13 protein-coding genes, 2 tRNA genes and 1 pseudogene are annotated in these 16,054 nt (G+C 63.8%); 6 read left to right on the forward strand and 10 right to left on the reverse strand.

The annotated features are described in order from the left end of the window. Nucleotides 1–24 precede the first annotated feature (24 nt). The 9 genes from H7A13_03940 to H7A13_03980 all read right to left on the reverse strand — a co-directional run bounded on the left by H7A13_03940 (nt 25) and on the right by H7A13_03980 (nt 8,901). Nucleotides 25–1,131 (reverse strand): HlyD family secretion protein, encoded by a 1,107-nt coding sequence (locus H7A13_03940; GenBank protein MCP5332493.1) that lies wholly within the window; start codon nt 1,129–1,131, stop codon nt 25–27. After that, nucleotides 1,124–1,597: a MarR family transcriptional regulator gene (locus H7A13_03945; protein ID MCP5332494.1), complete on the reverse strand. Its 474-nt coding sequence runs from the start codon at nt 1,595–1,597 to the stop codon at nt 1,124–1,126. The genes H7A13_03940 and H7A13_03945 overlap by 8 nt, the downstream gene beginning before the upstream one ends. Nucleotides 1,598–1,890: 293 nt before the next feature. Beyond that, on the reverse strand, nt 1,891–3,519 hold the full coding sequence (locus H7A13_03950) for an NAD(P)/FAD-dependent oxidoreductase (GenBank protein MCP5332495.1): 1,629 nt from the start codon (nt 3,517–3,519) through the stop codon (nt 1,891–1,893). Between the two features lie 151 nt (nt 3,520–3,670). Next, nucleotides 3,671–4,207 (reverse strand): DUF2058 domain-containing protein, encoded by a 537-nt coding sequence (locus H7A13_03955; GenBank protein MCP5332496.1) that lies wholly within the window; start codon nt 4,205–4,207, stop codon nt 3,671–3,673. Between the two features lie 12 nt (nt 4,208–4,219). Next, nucleotides 4,220–5,317, reverse strand: coding sequence for a histidinol-phosphate transaminase (locus H7A13_03960; GenBank protein ID MCP5332497.1), 1,098 nt, complete (start codon nt 5,315–5,317; stop codon nt 4,220–4,222). A 26-nt stretch (nt 5,318–5,343) separates the two neighbouring features. Further along, entirely contained in the window at nt 5,344–6,672 is a 1,329-nt protein-coding gene (gene hisD / locus H7A13_03965; GenBank protein ID MCP5332498.1) for a histidinol dehydrogenase, read from the reverse strand. Further along, nucleotides 6,669–7,325, reverse strand: a complete 657-nt coding sequence (locus H7A13_03970; GenBank protein MCP5332499.1) for an ATP phosphoribosyltransferase — start codon at nt 7,323–7,325, stop codon at nt 6,669–6,671. Before H7A13_03970 ends, hisD begins: the two co-directional genes overlap by 4 nt. A 28-nt stretch (nt 7,326–7,353) precedes the next feature. Then, entirely contained in the window at nt 7,354–8,616 is a 1,263-nt protein-coding gene (gene murA, locus H7A13_03975; protein MCP5332500.1) for a UDP-N-acetylglucosamine 1-carboxyvinyltransferase, read from the reverse strand. Nucleotides 8,617–8,664: 48 nt separating this feature from the next. After that, nucleotides 8,665–8,901, reverse strand: coding sequence for a BolA family transcriptional regulator (locus tag H7A13_03980; protein ID MCP5332501.1), 237 nt, complete (start codon nt 8,899–8,901; stop codon nt 8,665–8,667). A gap of 229 nt (nt 8,902–9,130) precedes the next feature. On the opposite strand from H7A13_03980, the gene H7A13_03985 reads away from it, so the two are divergent. The 6 genes from H7A13_03985 (at nt 9,131) to H7A13_04010 (ending at nt 15,566) form a co-directional block, all read left to right on the forward strand. Beyond that, on the forward strand, nt 9,131–9,574 hold the full coding sequence (locus H7A13_03985; GenBank protein ID MCP5332502.1) for a host attachment protein: 444 nt from the start codon (nt 9,131–9,133) through the stop codon (nt 9,572–9,574). Between the two features lie 287 nt (nt 9,575–9,861). After that, nucleotides 9,862–12,123: a DNA topoisomerase IV subunit A gene (gene parC, locus H7A13_03990; protein ID MCP5332503.1), complete on the forward strand. Its 2,262-nt coding sequence runs from the start codon at nt 9,862–9,864 to the stop codon at nt 12,121–12,123. A gap of 52 nt (nt 12,124–12,175) precedes the next feature. Next, nucleotides 12,176–13,417 carry a phosphoserine phosphatase SerB gene (serB, locus tag H7A13_03995; protein MCP5332504.1) on the forward strand — a complete coding sequence of 414 codons (1,242 nt, stop codon included), beginning with the start codon at nt 12,176–12,178 and terminating at the stop codon, nt 13,415–13,417. A gap of 101 nt (nt 13,418–13,518) precedes the next feature. Continuing rightward, a tRNA-Cys gene (locus H7A13_04000) sits at nt 13,519–13,592 on the forward strand. Between the two features lie 55 nt (nt 13,593–13,647). Further along, nucleotides 13,648–13,734, forward strand: a tRNA-Leu gene (locus tag H7A13_04005). Between the two features lie 272 nt (nt 13,735–14,006). Continuing rightward, the gene (locus H7A13_04010) at nt 14,007–15,566 is read left to right on the forward strand and encodes a hypothetical protein (protein ID MCP5332505.1); all 1,560 of its coding nucleotides are present in this window, start codon (nt 14,007–14,009) and stop codon (nt 15,564–15,566) included. A gap of 19 nt (nt 15,567–15,585) precedes the next feature. On the opposite strand, the pseudogene H7A13_04015 reads toward H7A13_04010, so the two are convergent. Next, nucleotides 15,586–15,965, reverse strand: a pseudogene (locus tag H7A13_04015) (TIGR02391 family protein). Between the last annotated feature and the right edge of the window lie 89 nt (nt 15,966–16,054).

The raw sequence follows: 16,054 nt of genomic DNA on the forward strand, positions 1-16,054 counted from the left end.
CCGGTCGGGACCGGGTGGCGACCCTCAGCGGACTTCAATCGCAACCTCCACCATCATGCCGGGGCGCAGCAGATCACCTTCGACCTGATCGACGGCGATGCGGATCGGAATGCGCTGGGTGATCTTGGTGAAGTTGCCGCTGGGGTTGGCGTTGGGCAGCAGCGCAAACTGGCTGATGGCGGCATTGCCGATGCGGACCACCTTGCCTTCGGGCGCCAGCTCCGGATAGCCATCGACGGTGATGCGCGCCTGCTGGCCGAGCTTGAGGTGGTCGAGGTCGGTCTCCTTGATGTTGGCATCGACCCAGATCTGATCAGGGGCATGCATCAGCAGGATGCGCTGTCCGGTGCCGATGAACTCCCCATCGTGGGTGAAGGTCTCGTCGATCACCCCGTCGATCGGGCTCAGAACGGTGCGGTCATCGAGGTCGATCTGCTGGCGCTGGCGGTTGGCCTGCAACTGCTCCAGTTGGTGCTGGGTTCGGAGGATGGTCTGCTCCAGTTGCCGCAACTGGTCGCGGCTGGCCTCGGCCTCCAGCAGAGTCGAATGGGCAGCGGCCAGTTCGGCCCGACTGCGCTCGACGGCCTGGCGGGCGGTGTCGAGCGCGGTCTGCTTGCTGTCCCACTCGCGTTCGGCCAGCAGCCGCTGCTGGCGCAGTGTGCGGGCACGCTCCAGCTCGCTCTTGGCGAAGTTGTAGTTGGATTGGGCGGTGGCCAGCGTGGTCTGCACCGCCTCCTGTCGGGAGCGGGCCGCATCCAGACGGTTGGTGGTTTGCCGATCGAGCAGGTCGTGCTCCAGTTTCTGCCGGGCGAGGTCGGTTTCGGCGATGGCGATCTGCGCTTCGATCTCGCGCAGACGCAGTGTGGTGTCACGGGCATCCAGCGTGAGCAGCGGCTGATCCTTCTTCACCCGGTCGCTGGCACTGACCATCAGATCGGTGACCCAACCCGGAGCACGGCTCGAAACCGACACCATGCTGGCACCGATGCGTGCATCGGAGATGTAGACATGGGTGTAGCGCTGGTAGAGCCAGTAACCGGCTCCGATCAGACAGGCGACGGCAAAGAGTCCCAGCAGCAGGGTGCGTCGACCCTGGGTTGGCGTGAGCGTGGCGGAGCTGGCGTCATTCATGATGGTTGGATTGCTCCTTGGCGGGTTTGATGGTGTTCAGGTTGTGCAGCAGACGCTCGAACAGGTCGATGCACAGCGCCATCTCCTGTTCCGAAACGCCATCGAGCAGTTGCGCGCGCAACGCTTCGGCGGCTTGATGGAATTCGGTGAGCACCGGATAGGCGGCATCGGTGAGGTGGATGGTCTTGCCGCGGCGGTCGCGGTGGGTGGAGCGACGTTCGATCAGCCCCTGTCGTTGCAGGTCATCGAGCAGTCTGACCAAGGTTGGACCCTCGATGCCGATGTAGCGGGCGAGATCCTTCTGCAACAGGCCATCGCCGCCGCGGGTCAGGTAGACCAGCGCGTTCCACTTCGACTGGGTCAGGCCGGTGTGCTTCAACTGCTGATCGAGCCGCATGCGCCAGCAGCGGGCCAGATGTACCAGCTTGAATCCGAACAGTTCACGGGCCGAGGAGCTTTCTTGCATTGTTATTGTTCTGACCATCCATGTGCTTGCAGATCCAGACAGATAGCAAGCAAATTAGTAGCGTGCTAATTCTGGAAACCGCAGCCGAAGGTGTCAATATGCAATTTCATCCGCAAGGTGGATGGAACTGAATGTCGTGTGACGCCAGCCCAGCGAGCCTCGGGCGCCCGTCGGCCATGCAGTCCGTTCTGGCCGATGCGGAGGCTGCCGGAGAGCGGCCGGGCAGGGGCAGCACTGCGCCCCGTGCGGTGGCCGTGCCATGCAAAGCGCCAAGGAGCGCTCAGCCCACCCGGCTATTGCAGCACAAAGCCCGGATAGCCGTTGGCACTCTCCTGGTCGCACCGCTCGCGGTAGGCCGGGGCGCCGCCGACATAGACGACGATGCGTGGCTTGTCCTTGCCCGGCACATTGGTGTTGACGCCGGTGAACCAGGAGTTGACCTTGGTGAACAGCGTGTATTCGGCAATCTCGTTGACATGCTGGGTCCAGCTCCGCTCGGCCTCTTCGCTGGGGACGACGCTCTGCAACTGGTGGCTGCGCAGGTGGCCAATCACTCCGGAGACCCACTCGACATTCTGTTCGATGCAGCGCGGGATGTTGCAGAGGGTGGCGGTGTTGTGCGGTCCGACCAGCGTGAACAGATTGGGGAAGCCGACGCTCTGCAACCCGAGGTAGGTGCGCGGGCCATCCTGCCATTTGTCCTTCAGTTTGAGACCGCCGACGCCGCGGATGTCGATGCGGTCGAGCGCGCCGGTGATCGCATCGAAGCCGGTGGCGTAGATGATGATGTCGAATTCACGCTCGCGGTCGCTGGTCTTGATGCCCTGGGGGGTGATGCGCTCGATCGGTGTTTCGATCAGCGAGACCAGTTCGACGTTCGGCTGGTTGTAGACCTCGTAGTAGTGGGTCTCCTGCGGCACCCGGCGGGTGCCGAAGCCATGGTCGGTCGGAATCAGTTTTTCGGCGGTCTTTGGATCCTTGACCCGCTGGCGAATCTTTTTGGCGATGAAGTCGCTGATGGTCCTGTTGGCCTCGGGCGTCATCAGGATGTCCATGAAGTTGCCGATCCAGATGGCGAAGCCGGGCTGCTGGTAGAGGTGCTCGAAAAAGGCTTCACGCTCCTCGGGTGACACTTCGAGCGCGCTGCGCGGATCGGACTTGTGCAGGAAGCAGCCGTTGGTCTCACGGCACTGCTGGAAGATTTGCGGGTAGCTCGCCTTGATCTGGCGCTGCTCCTCGGGCGTGATCGGACGGTTGTTGAGTGGCGTGCACCAGTTGGGACGGCGCTGGAAGACGGTGAGCTGCTTCGCGCTCTTGGCCACCTCCTGGATCACCTGCACGCCGGTGGCGCCGGTGCCGATCACCGCCACCCGCTTGCCGGTGAAGTCGACCTCGTGGTGCGGCCAGTTTGCGGTGTGGCAGGATTCGCCCTTGAAGCTGTCGATGCCCTCGATCGCTGGCAGGGTCGCTGCCGAGAGCGGACCGACCGCGGTGATCAGAAAGCGTGCACGGGCCTGGGTGCCGGTGTCGGTGGTGACGGTCCAGCAGCTGTCCGCTTCGCTGTAGTGGGCCGCGGTGACCCGGGTGTTGAACCGGATGTCCCGGCGCAGATCGAACTTGTCGGCGACATGGTTGAGATAGCGCAGCGTCTCTGACTGGGGCGAGAAGTGCTCACTCCATTCCCACTCCTGCAGCAGCTCTTCGGAAAATGAGTAGCCGTAGCTGTAGCTCTCGGAGTCGAAGCGTGCGCCAGGATAGCGGTTCCAGTACCAGGTGCCGCCGACACCATCGCCGGTCTCGAACACCCGCACCGAGCAGCCCAGCTCGCGCAGTTTGATCAGTTGGTACATGCCGGCAATACCGGCGCCGATGACGATGGCGTCATACTGTTCGGCAGGTTCAAGTTTGACGGCGGTGGCCATGAGATTCGACTCCGTTCATGATTATTATTGAGTGGGCAGACGGCCCGCCGGACAGGCTAGCTGCCAGGCGGGATGTCGGCATTTGATCCATGTCAAGCAGGCGCAAACTACCACCAAAGCGACAGGGCAGCCAGCCGTCTGACGCGACCGGTCACCACATCAGGTCATCGGGAATCGGGTGGTCGGCGTAGGGGTCGGTCTCATTCGCGTCCTCCGCAGCGCTGCTGGGCGGCGCGTTCAGCACCACGACAACGCCCGGATCGCGCTGGGCGATTTTCTGCGCCGTGCCGACCGGCACCAGCTCATGGCGCTCGTCGAGCCGGACCACGGCCAGCGTGCCGCGAATCAACTGCTCGCGCTGCTGCGCGTGCAGCACGATCTTCTTGATCTTGCCATGGTCGACGAACTGGTGACTGACCGTGCCACCGCTGCGGTCGATCCTCTGGGTCTCGATCAACTGGCGAATCTGGGCGGCCAGAGCCTTCTGCTCGCGCGCCTGCTGCTGTTCGAGGTTGCGTTGCCGGTCGCTTTCGGCCTTCTGCTGCTGTGCCTGCCGGATCTGTTCCGCCGTCGGGTCGGCGTTGCCCGGCTGCTGGCTGGCCTGGTACTTCTCCTTGGCGGCCTTCTTGACCTGGTTGCTGTTGACCAGTCCCGCCTTGAGCAGCTGTTCTTGCAGTGGGCTGACCATCGTGTGCGTGCCTCAGGCGTTGGAGGGTGGTTCGCAGAGCAGTTGGGTCAGCGCGTCCAGCAGGGCGTCATTCTCGGCAGGTGTGCCGACGGTGATGCGCAGGCAGTCGCGCAGCAGGGGATGGCCGCCATCCAGACATTTGATCAGGATGCGGTGACGCGCCTTCAGCAGCCGCTGCAACCGGGGCGCCTCGCCAGCCGGCACCCGCAGCAGGATGAAGTTGGCCTCGCTGGCATAGGGGGTGATGCCGGGCAGGCTCTGCAGCGCGGCGAACAGGCGGCTGCGTTCGCGGCGCAACTGTTGGCTCTGTTCGGTCAGCAGCGACGCATGTTCGAGGGCAAAGCAGGCGCTGGCCTGGGTCAGGCTGTTGATGTTGTAGGGCAGCCGCAGGCTGTCGAGCCGTTCGATCAGCGCCGGAGCGCCGATCAGCAATCCAAGCCGCAGTCCGGCCAGACCGATCTTGGAGAGGGTGCGCATCACCAGCAGGTGCGGAAACTCATCGAGCAGTGGCAGATGCTGGGTGTCGGTGAAGGCGCAGTAGGCCTCGTCGATCACCACGACGCCGGGTGCCGCCTCGATGACGGCCCGCAGCGTGGCCGGGTCGAAGAGGTTGCCGGTCGGGTTGTTCGGCTGGGCGATGAAGATCACTGCCGGCTGGCGCTCGGCAATCGCCGCCAGCATCGCGGTGCGGTCGAGTTCGAACTGCTCGGTCAATGCAACGCCGCAATAGGCCATGCCGGCCTGACGGGCGATCAGGCTGTACATCACGAAGCCCGGCTCGGGTGCCAGCAGGCAGTGACCGGTGCCACCGAACAGCAGTGCCAGCAGCAGGATCAGCTCATCGGAGCCATTGCCCAGCAGCAGCGCATGGTGCTCGGCAATGGCGAAGTGCCGCCGCAGCGCCTGCTTGACGGCGCTGCCCTGCGGATCGGGGTAGCGGTTGAGTTCGACGCTGCGCAGCCGTTCGAGCCAGGCCGTGGTGAGTGTGCCGGGCCAGGGGTAGGGGTTCTCCATCGCATCGAGCTTGATGCAGCCGCTGGCATCGGCGACATGATAGGGGGCGAGCGAGCGCAGTTCGGGCCGGATCCACTGTTCGATGCGGGTGTGCAGTTCTTCAGGTGGTGGCGACGGCTCGGTCATGGCGTCGTGCTCCCCGGTTCGCGCAGCCGGCATTCGGCAGCGGCGGCGTGGGCTTCCAGCCCTTCGAGACGGGCCAGGGTGATGGCGGTGTCGGCGAGCCGCGCGGCGGCCTGCGAGGAGCAGCCGATGATCGAGCTGCGCTTCTGGAAGTCGTAGACCCCGAGCGGCGAGGAGAAGCGGGCGGTGCCGGAGGTGGGCAGCACATGGTTGGGGCCGGCGCAGTAGTCGCCGAGCGATTCGCAGGCATGGCGGCCAAGAAAGATGGCGCCGGCATGGCGAATCGATGGCAGCAGTGCTTCGGGGTCGGCGACCGACAGCTCCAGATGTTCCGGTGCAATGTGGTTGATCAGCTCGACCCCCTGTTGCAGGTCGGTCACCTGCAGCAGCAGGCCGCGTTTTTGCAGTGCGGCGGCGATGATGGCGGCGCGTGGCTGTGCCGGCAGCAGTCGGGCCATGGTGTCGGTGACCCGATCGAGGTAGGCCGCATCGGGGCAGATCAGGATCGATTGCGCCTCTTCGTCATGTTCGGCCTGGGCGAACAGGTCCATCACCACCCACTCCGCTGGGGTCTTGCCATCGCAGAGAATCAGCACTTCGGAAGGACCGGCGATCATGTCGATGCCGACCTGGCCATAGAGCAGCCGTTTGGCGGTGGCGACATAGCGGTTGCCGGGACCGACGATCTTGTCGACCCGCGGCACGCTGGCCGTGCCGTAGGCCAGCGCGGCGACCGCCTGGGCGCCACCGATGGTGAAGAGCCGGTCGACGCCGGCGATCGCGGCCGCGGCCAGCACCCAGGGGTTGAGGGTGCCATCGGGCGTCGGGCTGACCATGATGATCTCGCCGACGCCAGCCACCTTGGCCGGAATCACATTCATCAGCACCGAGGAGGGGTAGGCGGCCCGGCCACCCGGGACGTAGACCCCGACCCGATCGAGCGGGCGCACCTCCTGCCCCAGCGTGAAGCCGGCTTCATCCTCGATGCGCCAGCTCGGCTGCCGTTGCAGCGCGTGAAAGGCGCGAATGCGTTGGGCGGCATGTTGCAGTGCCGCCACGCCCGCGGCGGGCAGGTTTTGCAGCTGGGCATCGAGCCTGCCGCAGTCGAGCTCCAGTGCAGCCATCGTTTGCGCGGGGTGGCGATCGAAGCGCTGGGTCAGCGCCAGCAGAGCCGCATCGCCTTCGCGTCGCACCTGCTCGATCAGGCTGCGCACCTGATTGGTGTGGAGCAGATCCTCCTCCATCTCGAAGCCGAGCCGGCTGTCGAGCTGCTGCATGAAGTCGGTGGCGCGGCTGTCGATCCGGGTGATCAGCGTCGGGTTCGTCATGGCTGACCCGCCTGGAGGCGGTTGCGATCGGCCACCGCGGCGGAAAGCTGCTCGATCAGCGCGCTGACCGCGCGGTGCTTGACCTTCATCGACGCCTTGTTGACGATCAGCCGCGAGCTGATGTCGGCGATCAGTTCCAGCGGTGCCAGCCCGTTGGCCTGCAACGTCTTGCCGGTGTCGACGATGTCGACGATCTGGTCGGCCAGTCCGACCAGCGGCGCCAGCTCCATGCCGCCGTAGAGTTTGATCAGCTCGACCTGTTCACCGCGTTCGCCATAGAAGCGCTTGGCCACGTTGACGAACTTGGTGGCCACCCGCAGCCGGCCACGCCGGGGGGGCGCGACCACCGGGCCGGCCGTCATCAGCCGGCAGCGGGCAATGCCGAGGTCGAGTGGTTCGTAGAGTCCGCTGCTGCCCTGTTCGAGCAGCATGTCCTTGCCGGCCACGCCGAGGTCGGCCGCGCCATGCCGCACATAGGTCGGCACATCGGTACCGCGCATCACCAGCAGCCGCACGCCGGGCTGGTTGGTGGCGAAGATCAGCTTGCGGCTCTCGGCGATCGAGTCGAGCGGCTCGATGCCGGCGGCCCGCAACAGCGGCAGGCATTCGTCGAGGATGCGGCCCTTGGTGAGGGCGATGGTCAGTGGGCTCATGTGATGGCTCGAATACGGCAAACGGGTCTCAGGCGGCGACGCGCCTGATCTGGGCGCCGAGCTGAAGCAGTTTCTCTTCGATGCACTCATAGCCGCGGTCGATGTGGTAGATGCGTTCGACCTCGGTCTGCCCGCTCGCCACCAGACCCGCCAGCACCAGTGAGGCCGAGGCGCGCAGGTCGGTCGCCATCACCGGCGCCGCGCGCAGGTGGTCGACCCCACTGACGATGGCGGTATTGCCTTCGAGTGCGATGTTGGCGCCCAGCCGGTTCAGCTCATGCACATGCATGAAGCGGTTCTCGAAGACGGTCTCGATGATGGTGCCGGTGCCGCGGGCGATTGAATTGAGCACCGTGAACTGCGCCTGCATGTCGGTCGGGAAGGCCGGATAGGGGGCGGTGCGCAGATTGACCGCCCGTGGCCGCTCCCCCTTCATGTCGAGCTGGATCCAGTTCGGCCCGGTCTCGATGGCCGCACCGGCCTCTTCGAGCTTGTGCAGAACCGCTTCGAGAATCACCGGTGCGGTGTCTTTCAGTCGGATCCGCCCACCGGTTGCTGCGGCGGCCACCAGATAGGTGCCGGTCTCGATCCGATCGGGCATGACATCGAAGCGGCAGCCGTGCAACCGCTCCACCCCTTCGATGACCAGGGTGTCACTGCCCTGGCCGCTGACTTTGGCCCCCATCGCATTCAGGCAGTTTGCCAGATCGACCACTTCGGGCTCGCGGGCGGCGTTTTCGATCACTGTTCGCCCCTCGGCGAGCACCGCCGCCATCAGCACGTTTTCGGTGCCGGTGACCGTGACCATGTCCATGAAGATGTGGGCACCTTTAAGGCGTCCGTCGACCCGGGCCTTGATGTAGCCCCCTTCGAGGTCGATCTGCGCGCCCATCGTCTCGAGGCCACGGATGTGCATGTCGACCGGACGGCTGCCGATGGCGCAACCACCGGGCAGTGACACCTCGGCCTGCCCATGGCGGGCCAGCAGCGGCCCCAGCACCAGAATCGAGGCGCGCATGGTCTTGACCAGTTCATAGGGGGCACTGGGGGTGTGCAGGGTGCGGGTGTTGATCTCGACCCGCATCTGCTCATCGAGCATCACCTCGACCCCCATGCAGCCGAGCAGCTCGATCATCGTGGTGATGTCGTGCAGATGGGGCAGATTGCCGATCTCCATCTTCTCGTCACACAGCAGGGTCGCGGCCAGAATCGGCAGCGCCGAGTTCTTGGCGCCGGAAATGCGGATTTCTCCGTCGAGGCGCACCCCGCCGGTAATGATCAACTTGTCCACGATGCCTCTTGTTTCATTGCGGAAATCTGAATGGATCGGGCGGCGGTTTCAGGCGCGCTGCTGTTCATCCGGGGTGTAGGTTTTCATGCTGATCGCATGCAGCGCACCCGAGGCGATGTTGGCCTGCAGGCAGCCATAGACCTGCTGCTGCCGCTTGACCGGGCTCATGCCGCTGAACCGATCCCAGGTCACCACCACCTGAAAGTGGTAGCCGTCGCCATCGACCTGTGCCTGGCTGCCGGGAAGCCCGGTCTCGATGAGTGCCTTGATCTCGTCCAGTTGCATCGCGCTGTCACCGATCGAAAGTGAAGAATGGGGGTGGAATGGTATAGAAAGCGGGTGTCGAAGGCGAGCGGCCGGCGCGCTCCAGCGGCCGATTTCGTGCCGGATTGACGCGGGGCAATGGCAGCGCGGTTTTTGCGCTGTTCAGGTCCACCCATCGGACATACCATGAAAGAGCGGCGCTGACCTGCCGCGAATCCGACATCAAGCCTGCCGAACAGGAGAGCGAGTTATGACCACCACCTGGATTCTGGTTGCCGAGCGCAGCCGCGCCCGCATTTTCACGCTGCAGAACCGAGTGGCGCCACTGCAGGAGCTGGAGAGTCTGGTGCATCCACAGTCCCGCCTCAAGGAGAGCGAGCTGGTCAGCGACCATGCCGGCAAGCTCAGTGACAAGGGACAGCCCGGCACCCATGCCGCGCCGTCAGCCACCAGTGCCAAGGAGAAGGAGGCCGAGCTGTTTGCCCGGCAGCTCTGCCAACGGCTGGAACAGGGCCGGGCACAGCAGCAGCTGGAGCGGCTGGTGGTCATTGCGGCACCGGATTTTCTCGGTCTGCTGCGTCAGCAGATGGGCGCGGCCCTGCGGGCACTGGTCGTGGCCGAGCTGGACAAGAATCTGGCGACGGCCTCCGCCGAACAGATTCGCAGCCACCTGTCAGAGCGCCTCGCTCAGTAAAGGCATCGTGTTGCAGCCGCCCTGGTGCAGGCCGGGGTGGCACCCTCCATTGTTTCGCTGGTGACGCCCGCGGGCATCTGCCTGGTTTGTCTGTTCAATCCGATCCTTTGCCAGCGGTGGCGCCCCGGCCTTTGACCTGCCGTGGCGCAAACGGCGAGAATTGCCTGCTTTGTGATCTTTTCGGACCCTGGATGCGCTCACGAGGTGCCGACAGCGTCTGAGATGTCCGAAGCGATGCAGTGCAGTTCAACCGATTCCGCCTGACCGGCGACGAGGCCTCTGACCCGATGGATTTCACCACCACCTTCAGCGAGGATGGCAGCGAGCAGGTCGATTTGCGCCTCTATACCGAGCGCGCCTACCTCGACTATTCGATGTATGTGATTCTCGACCGTGCCCTGCCGCATCTGTGTGATGGCATGAAGCCGGTGCAGCGGCGCATCATCTATGCGATGTCGGAACTGGGGCTGGCCAGTGGCGCCAAGTTCAAGAAGTCGGCGCGCACGATCGGCGATGTGATCGGCAAGTTCCATCCCCATGGCGACAGCGCCTGTTACGAGGCGATGGTGCTGATGGCGCAGCCCTTTGCCTACCGCTATCCGCTGGTCGATGGGCAGGGCAACTGGGGCTCGACCGATGACCCCAAGTCGTTCGCCGCGATGCGCTACACCGAGGCACGCCTGACCGCCTATGCCGAGCTGCTGCTGGGTGAGCTGGAGCAGGGCACGGTCGACTGGTTGCCCAATTTCGATGGCACGCTGGAGGAGCCGGCGCGATTGCCGGCCCGGCTGCCCAACCTGCTGCTCAATGGTGCCAGTGGCATTGCGGTGGGGATGACCACCGACATTCCGCCGCACAACCTGCGCGAGGTGGCTGCGGCCTGCGTGCGGCTGCTCGATGAACCCGATACCGCCATCGAGACGCTCTGCGAGCTGATTCCCGGGCCGGATTTCCCCACCGAGGCGGAGATCATCACTCCGCCCGATGAGCTGCGCAAAATCTACAGCGAAGGGCGCGGCAGCGTGCGCCTGCGCAGCCGTTACGAACAGGAGGAGGGCGAGGTCATCATCAAGGCATTGCCCCATCAAGTGTCGGGCAGCCGGGTGATGGAGCAGATTGCCGAGCAGATGCAGGCGCGCAAGCTGCCGATGGTGGTCGATCTGCGCGATGAATCGGACCATGAAAACCCGACCCGGCTGGTGCTGGTGCTGCGTTCTGGGCGGGTCGAGGTCGATGCGCTGATGAACCACCTGTTTGCCACCACCGATCTGGAGCGCAGCGTTCGGGTCAACTTCAACCTGATCGGCCTGGATGGCCGGCCGCAGGTGATGGACATCAGGCAGCTGCTCGGTGACTGGCTGCAGTTCCGTCGCGACACCGTGCGGCGTCGGCTCAACCACCGGTTGGAGCGGGTGCTGGAGCGGCTGCATGTGCTCGAGGGGCTTTTGATCGCTTTCCTCAACATCGATGAGGTGATCCGCATCATCCGCAACGAGGATGAGCCCAAACCGGCACTGATCGCCCGTTTTGCGCTCAGTGAGCGGCAGGCCGAGGCGATTCTGGAGCTGCGGCTGCGCCACCTGGCCAGGCTCGAAGAGATGAAGATCCGCGGCGAACAGGCCGCGCTGGCCGAAGAGCGCGACCACCTGCAGGCCCTGCTCGGTTCCGAGACGCTGCTGACCCGGTTGATTCGTGACGAGATCGAGCGCGATGCCGAGCGCTACGGCGATGCCCGCCGTTCGCCGCTCGTGGCCCGTGGGGCGGCCCGCCAGCTCGATGAAGAGGCGCTGCTGCCGAATGAGCCGATCACGGTGATTCTTTCCAGCAATGGCTGGATTCGCGCGGCCAAGGGGCATGAGATCGATCCGGCCGCATTGTCGTTCCGTACTGGTGACGGGTTGTTGCAAGCGGTGCGTGGACGCAGTCAGCAGGAGTCGATCCTGCTCGATTCGACCGGTCGGGTCTATGCCATCTCCAGCCATGGCCTGCCCTCGGCACGGGGCCAGGGTGAACCGCTGACCGGCCGACTCGCGCCGCCCGCCAACAGCCGGTTCGTCGCGCTGTTGATGGGCGAAGCCGGGCAGACATGGCTGATCGCTTCCGATGCCGGCTACGGCTTCATCGTCCGTCATGAGGATCTGCTGAGCCGCAACCGGGCCGGCAAGGCACTGCTGACGCTGCCGGCCGGCGCCCAGGTGTTGCCACCGCGGCGGGTGGCTGATCTGGAGAGCGACCGGCTGGCGCTGGTCACCAACGATGGCCGGCTGCTGATCTGCGCGCTGGCCGAGCTGCCGCGACTGGCACGCGGCAAGGGCAATCGACTCATCGCGATTCCGGCACAGCGGGCGCAGGAGCGCGAGGAGTACCTGTTGGCGGCCGAAGTGCTGGGCGCGCAGGATGGGCTGGTGATCCATGCCGGCAAGCGCCATCTGACGCTGAACCCGGCGGATCTGATCCACTATCAGGGCGAGCGCGGCCGGCGTGGGCTGAAGCTGCCGCGCGGTCTGCAACGGGTGGAGCGCATCGAACGGCTGGCACGCGGTGGCTGAACCGCGACTGTTTGCGGCGCCTTTTTCAAATTGCATGGAGTGACGGTCAGACGTGGCAAAGATTCTGCTGATTACCCTCTCGGGCAGTGACCAGCCCGGCATCACCGCGGCGATCACCGCGGTGCTGGCCCCCTATGATGTGCAACTGCTCGACATCGGTCAGGCGGTGATCCATGACACCCTGTCGCTCGGTCTGCTGATCGAGCTGCCCACCGCCGCCGAATCGTCGCCGGTGCTGAAGGATGTGCTGTTCTGCGCGCACGAACTGGGCGTGCAGGTGCGCTTCACGCCGGTCTCGCTCGACAACTACCGCCGCTGGGTCGAGCACCAGGCACGCTCGCGCTACATCGTCACGTTGCTGGCGCGCAAGATCAGCGCCCTGCATCTGGCACGGGTCACCCGCATCGTCCGCGACCACGAGCTCAACATCGTCGGCATCAACCGGCTCTCCGGACGGATCGCACTCGATGCCGACCCCGCTCGCACCCAGGCCTGCGTCGAACTCTCCCTGCGCGGCGAAGCGGTCGATCTGCCGGGGCTGCGCGCGCAGTTTCTGGCCATCGCCAACGAGCTCGATGTCGACATCGCCTTTCAGGAGGACAACGTCTTTCGCCGCAACCGCCGGCTGGTCGCCTTCGACATGGACTCGACGCTGATCGAGGCCGAGGTGATCGACGAACTGGCCAAACGGGCCGGGGTGGGGGCCGAGGTGGCCGCGATCACCGAGCGGGCGATGCGCGGCGAGCTCGACTTCACCGACAGCTTCACCCGCCGGGTGGCGCTGCTCAAGGGGCTGCCGGAGTCGGTGCTGGCCGAAGTGGCCGATCAACTGCCGCTGACCGAAGGAGCGCAGCGGCTGATCGACACCCTGCGTCGACTCGGCTACAAGACGGCGATCCTCTCCGGCGGCTTCACCTACTTCGGTCGCTGGCTGCAGCAGCGGCTCGGCATCGACCATGTCCATGCCAATGAGCTGGAGATCGAAAATGGCCGGGTCACCGGCCGGGTGCTGCCGCCGGTGGTCGACGGGCTGCGCAAGGCCGAACTGCTGCGGCAGATCGCCGCGCAGGAGCGGATCAGCCTCGATCAGGTGATCGCCGTCGGCGATGGCGCCAACGACCTGCCGATGCTGAACCTGGCCGGCCTCGGCATCGCCTTTCGTGCCAAGCCGATGGTCAAGGAGTCGGCCAAGCAGTCGATCTCGACACTCGGCCTCGATGGCATCCTCTATCTGATCGGCTTTCGTGACCGCGACACCGACCGGCTCTGGCAGCAGCCTCAACCGCCGCATTGAGGGAGCGGCGGCCTTCGTTTACCGGACCAGGACTTTTATGCCATTCGCCGGCTGACAAAACTCCCCAAGCCAGCCAAAAGTCATTACAATGGCGCCCCTCTGGCTGGGTGGCAGAGTGGTCATGCAGCGGACTGCAACTCCGCGTACGCCGGTTCAATTCCGACCCCAGCCTCCAATTTCTGCCGTTCATCCCCGCTCCCTTCAGGCCGTTGCCGGCCTGCCCGCAGCTCGCCCGGGTGGCGAAACAGGTAGACGCAAGGGACTTAAAATCCCTCGGCCGCAAGGCCGTGCCGGTTCGACCCCGGCCCCGGGCACCAAATTGGAGGCCGCTCTTTCCTTTGGATGATTGCGCGTCCTGCACGCGGTGCTTGAGTCTTTGATCTCTTGATACGAACCCACCCAGCATGCGTTCATAGACTGCTTTGTCGGAGCTGGCGTATCCGATGCAGTCGGGTCTTTCAGGCGAGCAATGGAGAGCTGGGAGCGCACGTCGAGGCGCATTTCTTCGGCAGTGAAAACCCCTGTTGCTGGATTCACCCGACCCCACTAGGAACCATGCCCTGCCGTATGGCGCCAGCGGAGCCCTTTTATGCCAACAATGCTAGACAGGTTCCACGAGCGATCCGCGCATCTGAATACCTTGCTGAATAGCAATCCTGCCGAGGCGGTGAAGCAGGCCCGCGAGATCAATCTCGATCTCGATACAGAGGAGCGATTCAATCTAATGGGTCTTCGTGCAGCCATCTTGGTAGATGGTGGCACATTGACTCAACAGCAGGATGTGATTGAAGAAGGGCTCGCACTGTTTCGTGAACTTCACGGCCTGTTTCCAACTGCTGACATCACCTACAACCTCGCCAACGGACTGGTCGCTGCGACAGGTTTCCCGCCTCGCGATGAAAATTGGTTGAATCATCAGGAGTTCTCTAGAGAGCGCCGTGCTGAAGCACGACGATGCTTTTGGAAAGTGGCTCAGGACGTGGATGCAGACCCAACACTGCGAACTCAAGCTTGGACGAACCTCGCCAACCAATTCAGCAGTAGCTTTCGGCTTGGTGAAGCCCATGATGGATGGCTTGCCGCACTAGAAATTGATCCGCAGAACGGAGTAGCCGCAAGCTCAGCAGCCCGTAATTTGCTTTGGCTTTATGAGCGAGGTGGCTGTTCAGACCTTACGCGTATCGAGGCGATCATGTTGGCCAAGATTGCGGATCAGCATCGGGATCGAGTCATCCAATACGCTGGCGCACAGGCCGCGGAACAGATCGCTGCGTTCGCAAGCGAAATGGAAGATCTGCCATCGCGATCACCGCACCAAGATCCATTCATCAGTTGGGTCGAGCGTGAACGACTGACGCTTTCGCCAGTCGTCGAACTCATCGACCCCGCCGTGGGCAAGTTGGACTGGCTAATGCTCCCTGGGATTCTGGAGCGTGAATCGGGTGCAGGCGGTATGCCACCGCCTGTGTTCGCCATGTTCAACATGCTGAAGAGCGATTTCATCCTCGCGCGTGACTTGCTATGGCGGGCTACCGATGAAGATGCGTGGCCAGCGACGGGGCGATTTGGAGACACCCTTGATTACGCTACCTACGGCCCAGATGCGTCTGCACTTATCTTGGCACAACGCACGGCTCTCGATCTGCTCGACAAGATCGCCGTAACGGTGAACCATTACTTCGAGCTTGGGCAACCACCAGGCAAGGTCTACTTCGGGGAATTGTGGCGGGGAAAACCTGACAAGACCACCGGCGTGCACCCACTTGCCGAAAAGGTGGAGAAGGCGATTCGTGGGGGAGCCAGCGCCCTCTATGGTTTGGTAGAGCTTGCTGAGGACTGTGGTGGTAGCACGGGCATCTTGCGTTCTCAAAAGGACCTCCGTAATGCGGGTACGCACCGATTCGTGGTACTGCATGACATTGGCGACCCAGCGCACAGCAGGCAAGCGCCTGGAATCGAACATCACCGAAGGGAACCATTTACCCAAGAAGTATTACGCGCTTTACGTGTTGCCAGGTCGGCCATCCAAATGCTTGTGCTTTCGATTTCTCAGCATGAACAAAGTATGGCACAGAGGACAGGCGGCCTTGCTAGGCCGCTGATCGTCCCCGATCACGACTGGATTCGTGGACGAGGCGACAGGAATTAAACCGATCGTGTCTTCTCCTTTATGGCGGTACAGCGCCAGCTCTCATGGCGCCATCCAGCTTCCGGTGAATCAGCGATACAGCGTCAAGATGTCCGGCGCATCCTGCTCGGACATAGGCCAGTCTGTCTTTGGAGCATGGACCAGCGGATTGCGCACCGCACCGAATAGCCCAATCAGCAAGTTGGCAAAGCCTTTCTGCACGCTCTTCTCGGACGCGGTGGTGAGTGATCCCAAGGCCAGAACGGGCTGCTGGCCCGCGAATGCCTTGTTCACCAGATCAGCGTCATCACCGTTCAAGCCCGACAGCAGGCGAATCCGCTCCGCAATGCCTTCTATTGCCCCGAACACGGCATGGAAATAGTTTTCGTCCAGCAACTCGGCGCGGCAGTAGTTCAGCATTTCCGCATGGATGACGCGCCCGTTCAGAAGCCGAAGATCATGCCTCGGATGTGGATGACGCGGACAGAAACCATGGCCAGGGCGCTGAC

The sequence above is a fragment of the Pseudomonadales bacterium genome (genome assembly GCA_024234215.1).
Lineage (GTDB): Bacteria > Pseudomonadota > Gammaproteobacteria > Pseudomonadales > UBA5862 > JACKOQ01.